The sequence below is a fragment of the Actinomycetota bacterium genome, from assembly GCA_005774595.1.
Lineage (GTDB): Bacteria > Actinomycetota > Coriobacteriia > Anaerosomatales > D1FN1-002 > D1FN1-002.
The window spans coordinates 1-7346 of the sequence record VAUM01000073.1 but is presented as its reverse complement, the minus strand read 5'-3'; the positions used below and the strand labels follow the sequence as shown (position 1 = coordinate 7346).

4 protein-coding genes and 1 riboswitch are annotated in these 7346 nt (G+C 71.7%); all 4 genes read right to left on the bottom strand.

The window, feature by feature from the left end:
- On the bottom strand, nucleotides 1-3672 hold a 3672-nt coding region (locus tag FDZ70_04505), incomplete at its 3' end, for a hypothetical protein (protein TLM78085.1).
- Nucleotides 3673-3770: 98 nt separating this feature from the next.
- Nucleotides 3771-3855, bottom strand: a riboswitch (cyclic di-GMP riboswitch).
- A 157-nt stretch (nucleotides 3856-4012) separates the two neighbouring features.
- On the bottom strand, nucleotides 4013-5320 hold the full coding sequence (locus FDZ70_04500; protein ID TLM78084.1) for a radical SAM protein: 1308 nt from the start codon (nucleotides 5318-5320) through the stop codon (nucleotides 4013-4015).
- 7 nt (nucleotides 5321-5327) lie between these two features.
- Entirely contained in the window at nucleotides 5328-6161 is an 834-nt protein-coding gene (locus FDZ70_04495; GenBank protein ID TLM78083.1) for a cytochrome C biogenesis protein, read from the bottom strand.
- 2 nt (nucleotides 6162-6163) lie between these two features.
- The coding region (locus tag FDZ70_04490) for a cytochrome c biogenesis protein ResB (GenBank protein TLM78082.1) at nucleotides 6164-7346 on the bottom strand (1183 nt) is incomplete at its 5' end.

Here is a 7346-nt window from a genome sequence, read left to right as displayed (position 1 = left end):
CGTGACCTGCTCGACCGTGCGGTTCGCACCGAGGTCGACGGACAGCCACTGCGTGTTCGCGGCGCTGGAGTACCAGCGCGTCGACGTGGAGCCGTCGATCGCCTTGCCGGCCTCGTAGCCGGACCGCGCGGACGACGCGGTCGCGGTCTTGCCGATGGCGATGTTCGTGGCCGGAAGCAGGACCAGCGCCACGTTCTTGGTCGTCGTGGCGCCCACGCTCACCGAGACACTCGCGGTCTGGGTCGTGTAGCCCGACTTCGAGAACGTGAGCGTCTTCGTGCCCGGCGTGACGTTCGCCAGCGTGTACGCTCCGTTCGCGTCGGTGGTGGCGCTACCGCCACCGGTCACGCTCACGAGCACGCCTGCGAGCTTGGCCGCGGACGCCGAGTCCGTGACGGTGCCGGTGACGACCCCCGTGGTCGGCACGAGCGACAGCGCGAAGCCGAGCGTGGTCGTCCGGTTGGCGTTGACGGCCGCCGTCTTGGACTGGGTGACGTACCCGGACTTGCTCGCGGTGACCGTGTAGGTGCCGATTGGCGCACTCGCTATCGAGTACGAACCGTCCGCCGCGGTGGTCACCGTCGCGAGCGTCCCAGCCTTGACGGACGCGCCCGCGAGCGGCGAGCCGGAGGCACCGGTGACGACCCCGCCGAGCGCGCCGAACGCGACCGCCGGCCACGGGTTCGACTGGTCCGGGTGCCGGCCGGTCGAACAGCCCGCGTAGCAGTCCGACTTCTGCCAGCTGCTCGGCGAGTAGCTCTTGAGCGCGAACTCGTAGACGCCGCCGCTGACGGTCTTGTAGGGCGCTGGGTCCCACTGGCTGCCAAGAAGACGCGGACGTCGCCAGCCATGCGGGATCGAGACGTGGCACGACACGCAGCGGCCTCCCTCGCTCATGCCGCGGTTGTCGTGTTCCTTGTGCACGACGTTGCAGGGCGAGCCTCCGCTGTCGTGCAGGCTGTGGCACTTCGCGCAGATGACCCCCGACGACATGCCGGGAGGGTTCTGCGACAGGATGGCGTTGCCGTACCTGGTCGGGTAGGCCGGGTCGATGGTGACCGTCACCGCCGCGCCGTGCGGGCCGGCTGCCGTGCCGCCGAAGTCGTGGCAACCGTCGCACGAGACGCGCGAGGTGGTCGTCCAGCCGGCCTTCAGGAACGTCGACGCGGACGGCAGCGACATCGTGTACGTGGTCCCGCTCACCACGAAGCTCGACTTCATGAACGCGGTGCCCGCCAAGGAGTTGTGACCCGAGGCGTTCGCCGCCGCGAACTCGGTCGCGTTCTGCGAGGCGTGCCGGTCGCGACCGTTCACCGCCGGATGGCACCCCGAGCAGGCGCGATCGCCGGCGGCGATCGCCGCGACGACCGCGGTGTTCGTGGAGTCGTGGCAGGTCGCGCAGGTGTAGCCGAGCTTGGTGTGCTCGGTGGTCAGGAGCGTGAAGTGGCAGCCCTTGCAGCCGGTGTCGATCACGCCGGTCGTATCGTGGCTCGACTCGTGGCTCGCGGTCGCACCGTAGTGGCAGCCGGACGCGAGGCAGTTCGTGGTCGTCGCCGGCACCGAGGCGCTCACATGGCACGTGTTGCAGCCGTTCGGCGCGCTCGCGTGGATGTCGTCGACGTCCGAGATCGCGTGGCAGCCGGTCCCGCCGCACTCGCTCGTGGTGGAGACGTGCTTGAGCTGGGCCCCGACGTGCTTCGTGGCATGGCACAGCGCAGTCTCGCATGCCTTGTCCCACGGCGCGGTCGCGAAGTCCACGCGCGTCTCATGACACGCGACGCAGGTCACGCCGACCGTGGGCTTGGCGTGCTCGGTCTTCAGGTCGGCGGAGTGACAGCCCTGGCACGCGGGGATGTCAGCGGCGTGCGACGCCGCCGGGTAGTGGTTCGGAGCGGCCGGCGAGTAGGCCTTCCCGCCGATCTCGGCGGCGTTGTGGCACGAGACACACTCGCGGGTGTTGCCGATGCGGACGTTCGCCCAGCCATCCCCACCGTGGCAGATGTTGCAGCCGTCGTTCGTCTTGCCTGACACGACCGCGCCGATGAGGGCCGGCGCGTGCTGGTCCTGGACGTTCGCGTTCTCGTGGCACGCGACGCACTCGCCGCTCGCGGCGGTGTCGTGAGCAGTGCGATGCCCGACGATCGACGAGTGGCACCCGGCAGCCGAGCAGTCCTTCGTCGGCGTGACGTCGGCGCCGTGGCAGGTCAGGCAGGTCGGATGCATCGCGTTGGTGGTGATGGACTCGGAGTGGATGGCGGCCACGTCGGCGACCGCGTGGCAGCCGGTCCCACCGCAGGCCGCGCCGGTGACGGCAGCGTCGTGCGCGGAGGCCGCGCCGCCGTGGCGCACGGTGTGACAGCTGCCCTGCGAGCAGGTGTCGTTCCAGGTCGTGAAGGTGTTGCGCGGGGTCGGGTGGCACGCGCCGCAGCCGGCCGCCGAGGAAGACGACGAGGCCTTGCCGTGCTCGGTGGCCAAGTCCATGGCGTGGCACGCGGAGCACGCGGTGCCGCCCTCGAGCTGCGCGCCGATGTCGGCGACGTGATCGGCGGTCTCGTAGCCGTGGACCTGCGTACGGTCGGTGGAGTCGGACGGCGGCACGTGGCACGAGGCGCACGCGGGCACGAACGCGCCGGTCGGCGCGGCCTTGCCGAAGACGCCGACAGCGTCGAGCGTCACCAGTGTCTGCCCCGTGACAGGCTCTGCCAGAGCGGTCACGACGACCGTGTGCGCGCCGGGGCCGACGAGGGTGCTGAACAACACCACGCCGTGGAACGCGTCCGGGCCGTGGCACGAGACGGTCTGCGGCAGTCCGCCGTCGATCGCGACCGAGATCGCACCGGCGCCCGCGCCGCGGTCGCCGAGCACGCGCAGCTCGCCTGCGCCCGTGACCGTGAAGGCCGCGGTGGAGCCGACGACGTTGGTCTCGTGGAAAGTGAAGACGTACTCGCCCCACTCCCAGCTGTCCCACCAGGTCCCGGCGTAGACGGCCGACATGTCGTCGGCGACCGTGCCGGACTCGGGAAGCTCGGCGGCCGACGAGGCATGGCACTCCGCCTTCGTGCAGCCCTCGGTGGTCTGGAAGGTGGTGTCGAACGCGGCGTCGCCCGCGGCCACGCCGCGGGTCACGCGGCGGGTCTCCTGCGCGTACCGCGTGTCCGAGTGCGCGCCGTGCGCCGGGGCGGCGGCATGGCAGGCGTCGCACGCGGCCGGCGCGTGGCAACTCACGCAGTTCTTGGGCACTCCTCCCACGTCGAGGACGGTCTGCGGCCACGAGCCGTTGACGTGCACGTCGTGCAGGGTGGAGCCGACGGCGTTCGCGGACGACGCCGAGGTGAAGTACCCGTAGGGGGTGGTCGCGTTCGCCCAGTACAGGTCGGCGCGCCACGGCATGCCGCGGTGGCACTGCTGGCACTGGGCGGCCGGGTTGTGCACCGGGTGGACCGACTGCCAGTGGCAGCGGCTGCACGCCGCGGCTCGATCGACTACCGCCTCGGTGAAGTCGACCTTCGACAGCGCCGCGCCCGCGGTGTCCACACTGTGGCACTCGAGGCACTCGGCGTTGGTGTCGAACGGCGGCGTGGCGGCCGACGCGACACCGGGCAGGGCGAGCGCGGCGATCGCCGCGGCTGCCGCCGCCCATGCGGATAAGACGTGGACTCGCTTCATTCCCATACCACCTGCTCCCTCGTCGGGTTCAAGGCGCCCACTCCTCTGTGAGCGCCTTCGCCGGTTCCCCTGTCCCCGAGGCCCGGGAAAAGAAGAACCGGCCACAGGCGTATGGCCGGTTGCACCACTGGCTCGTCGCGATCGAGGTGCCCAGGTTCCAGATCGCGGGTCACTGCCCCCATATGCCGATGTCCGGCCCCTCGGCCAAGACTCACCGCGGACATGCTTGTGCGGGATTGTGACGGGAATCACAAATCCGGTCAATACGTCACAATCGCGTCACAGCGTGAATCATCCTGAAGGATGACCGGGGGGTCGTCCGGCGGGTGCGCGGGTGGCGTCGGCCTCAGGTCGCCCTCGACGCCTCCCACTCGGCGAACGCGCGCCGCATCGCCCGCCGGAGCGGCAGCGCCTTCATCACCGACAGCGCCGGGCCGGCAGGCCACGCCGCCGCCGGCATGCGGGCGGCATGACCCACGATGCGCGGCAGGCTGAGCAGCTCGAGCGAGGTCTCGTAGTACGCACGCTCGCGAGCCTCGGGCGTGAGCGCGGGGTCGGGGTGCTCGAAGACGGCATGCGTGCCGGTGTAGCGATCCCAGCCGAGACCCGGGACGAGGTGCGGGCGGTACTCGTCGTAGAGCTCGGTCCCGGGCAGCGGGGTGAGCAGCACGGGATGGACGCCGACGTCGAGCCGGTCGGCGAGCTCGACCGCGCGACGGAAGCCGTCGACGCCCTCCTCCCGGCCGCCGAGCACGACGAACAGCACCACGTCGATCCCGGCGGACTTGAGGCGGCGGACCGCGGACTCGCGGTCCCTGCCCTGCTTCGCGGATGCGTGGAAGCCCGCCAGCGACGCCTCTGAGGTCTCCCAGCCGACCCATACCGAGAACAGGCCGCTCGCCCGCGCGGCCGCGATGAGCTCGTCGCCGCGCTCACCCTGCACCGAGCGCAGGTCGCCGAAGCCGTACCAGCGCTTGCGTCCGGCGCCCGCCAGCTCGCGGTACAGCGCGATCGAGCGCGCGACGTCGGTGCCCCAGATGTTGTCGTCGCCGTTGAAGTAGACGCGGTCGGGCATGGCGGCGACCTGTGCCACCACCTCGGGGATCGGACGGAACCGCACGGTGTCGCCGAAGAACGTCCGCACCGAGCAGAAGGTGCACCGGTACGGGCAGCCGCGCGCCGTGAAGACGGCGCGGAAGCGGTACGGGCCTTCTATGCGCAGCGGCGCCGGCAGTCCGTCGAGCGGCAGGCGCTCGCCGTCGTAGCGCGCGCGCAGGCGGCCGGCGGCGGCGTCAACGAGGACCTGCTGCCAGACCGACTCAGCTTCCCCCACCACGACCGCGTCAGCGTGACGGGCCGCCTCCTCCGGCAGCGCGGTCGGGTGGATGCCGCCGAGCACCACCGGCACCCCGCGAGCGCGCAGCGCGTCCGCGGCCGCGTACGCCCACGTCGCCGTCGCGGTCATGGCCGAGATGCCGACCAGGTCGGCGTCGACCGCGCCGGGATCGAAGACCTGCGCATCGGCGTCGACGAGCTCGAGTTCGGCATCCGGCATCGCCCGCAGCGTGAGCGCGCCGAGGTGACCGAGTATCGGCGGCTCCATCGGCACGCGACCGGAGAAGGGCCGGGCCGGCGAGACGAGGCAGACCCTCACGGCCCGCTCACACGCCCTTGAGATAGGCGCCGTGGATGGAGTCATAGACGATCGGTACGCCGAGCATGGCGAACAGGACGATCGGCAGAGCTGCGGCCACCGCCCACGCGAACCGCTCGCCGCGCCAGCCCATCGTCAGCCGCAGGTGCAGCACGACCGCGTAGACGAGCCACGCGATGAGCGACCACGTCTCGATGGGGTCCCAGTCCCAGTAGCGGCCCCACGCCTCGTTCGCCCAGATCGCGCCTGCCGCGATCATGATGCCGAGGAAGATGAAGCCCACCGTCGCGAACTTGAACGTCAGGTCATCCACGACCGCTTGCGACGGCAGCTTCGCCTCCAGCGCGGCGAACCTCCCGAGTCCGCCCTTCGCGCGGAGCAGGAAGAGCACGCCGAGCGCGAACGCGACGATGAACGACGAGTATGTGAGCTTCGCGAACAGGACGTGGATGTTCAGCCACCAGCTGGCGAGCGTCGGGGTGATCGCCTGATCGGCCTTGGGCGCCAGCATCGCGCCACCGATGAACAGGAACACGACGGGCATGACCGCGACGCCCAGCACCCTCAGCCCGCGACGCCGCACCGCGAGCGCGAGGAAGATCGCGACGGCGAAGAAGGCATACGATGAGACGACTTCGTAGAAGCCGAGGTACGGCCCGTGGCCGACACGGACCCAGCGCACGGCGATGCCGGCCGCGTGGACCGCGAGCCCGGCGGCGCTGAGCCCGAGACCGACCGTCAGAGCGTTCTCGAAGCGGAACACGAAGCCGCTCGCGAACCCGACGGCCGCGAGCGCGTACAGGGTGACCGCGACCCACATGGTGACGATCTCAGCCTGCATGGTCAGCCCTCGCTGCCGGGGTCGGGAGTCGCGTACGCGGCGGCCGCGGCTTCGATCGCCCCGGCGACGCGGTCGCGGAAGCCCGGGTCGGAGCGCGCGTGGCGCACGACGGCATGCAAGCGGACCATCGCGTCGCCGTCCGAGATGGCGGCCACCCACGCGCGGCGCGGCGGGAACAGCACGGCAGTCAGGAGCCCGACACACGCCAGCCCGAACAGCCCGTAGATGAACGGTATCGAACGATCGTCGGCGACGGTGATCCGGATCCACGATCCCCGCTCCGCGAAGCGCAGGTGCAGCCCGTCGAACAGCGGCGCCGCCTCGCCCTCGGCGATGGTCACGGGAGCGCGGGACGCCTCCCCCGCACGCTGGACCGTGAGTGTGACCGCGCGCGCGAGCACGCCGCGGCTGCCCTCCCTGCTCGCATACGGGATGCGCACCGCGATCACCGCCGGCGCGCGCCCCGGCGCGGTGAACTCGACCTCCCCGGGGCCGACGGCCGCGGACTCCTCGAGCGTCGAGTCGATGAGCGCCGACACGGAGGCGAGCACCTCGCCCGAGGTGGTCTCGACGGCGAGCTTGGGCGCCCAGCCCCAGTCGCTCGCGCGGTGCACGAGCAGCCCGCGGTAGCGCAAAGGCGAGTTCGGATAGACACGCTGCTCGGCGAGCAACTCGCCGCCGCGGTAGACGCCGACCACGGCGGACGGGCCGCGATCGAGCCCGTCGACGACCGTCTCACCGGAGAAGCCGCTCGCCGAGAACGCGAGCCCGCTGTGCCCGCGGTAGAGCGGACCCTCCACGGCGCCGGGCAGGTAGGACGACGACTCATCGGTGACGAACCGGCCGAGCGGCAGGTCGATCGCGCCCTCCGCCCGGGTGAGCCGGCCGCCCGCCACGGCGACGAACAGCAGCACGAGCGCCCAGTGGAACACCGGGCTGCCGAGCGCACCCCACGCGTTCGCCGAGGCTGCGAGCCCATCCACGGTGCGCCGGACGCGCAGGCGTGCGGCTCGCAGTTCGCGCGAAGCGGCATCGAGGGCCGCCTCGGTCGAGCCCGCAGCGACCGGCGCCGATGCGACGTGCGGCGACGAGAGAAGGGCTGGCGGCGCGGCGCCTCCCGCACGTAGCGTGCGCACCGCGACGCGGGGGCGCTCGACCGCGCACGCGAGCGTGCACAGCGCGAGC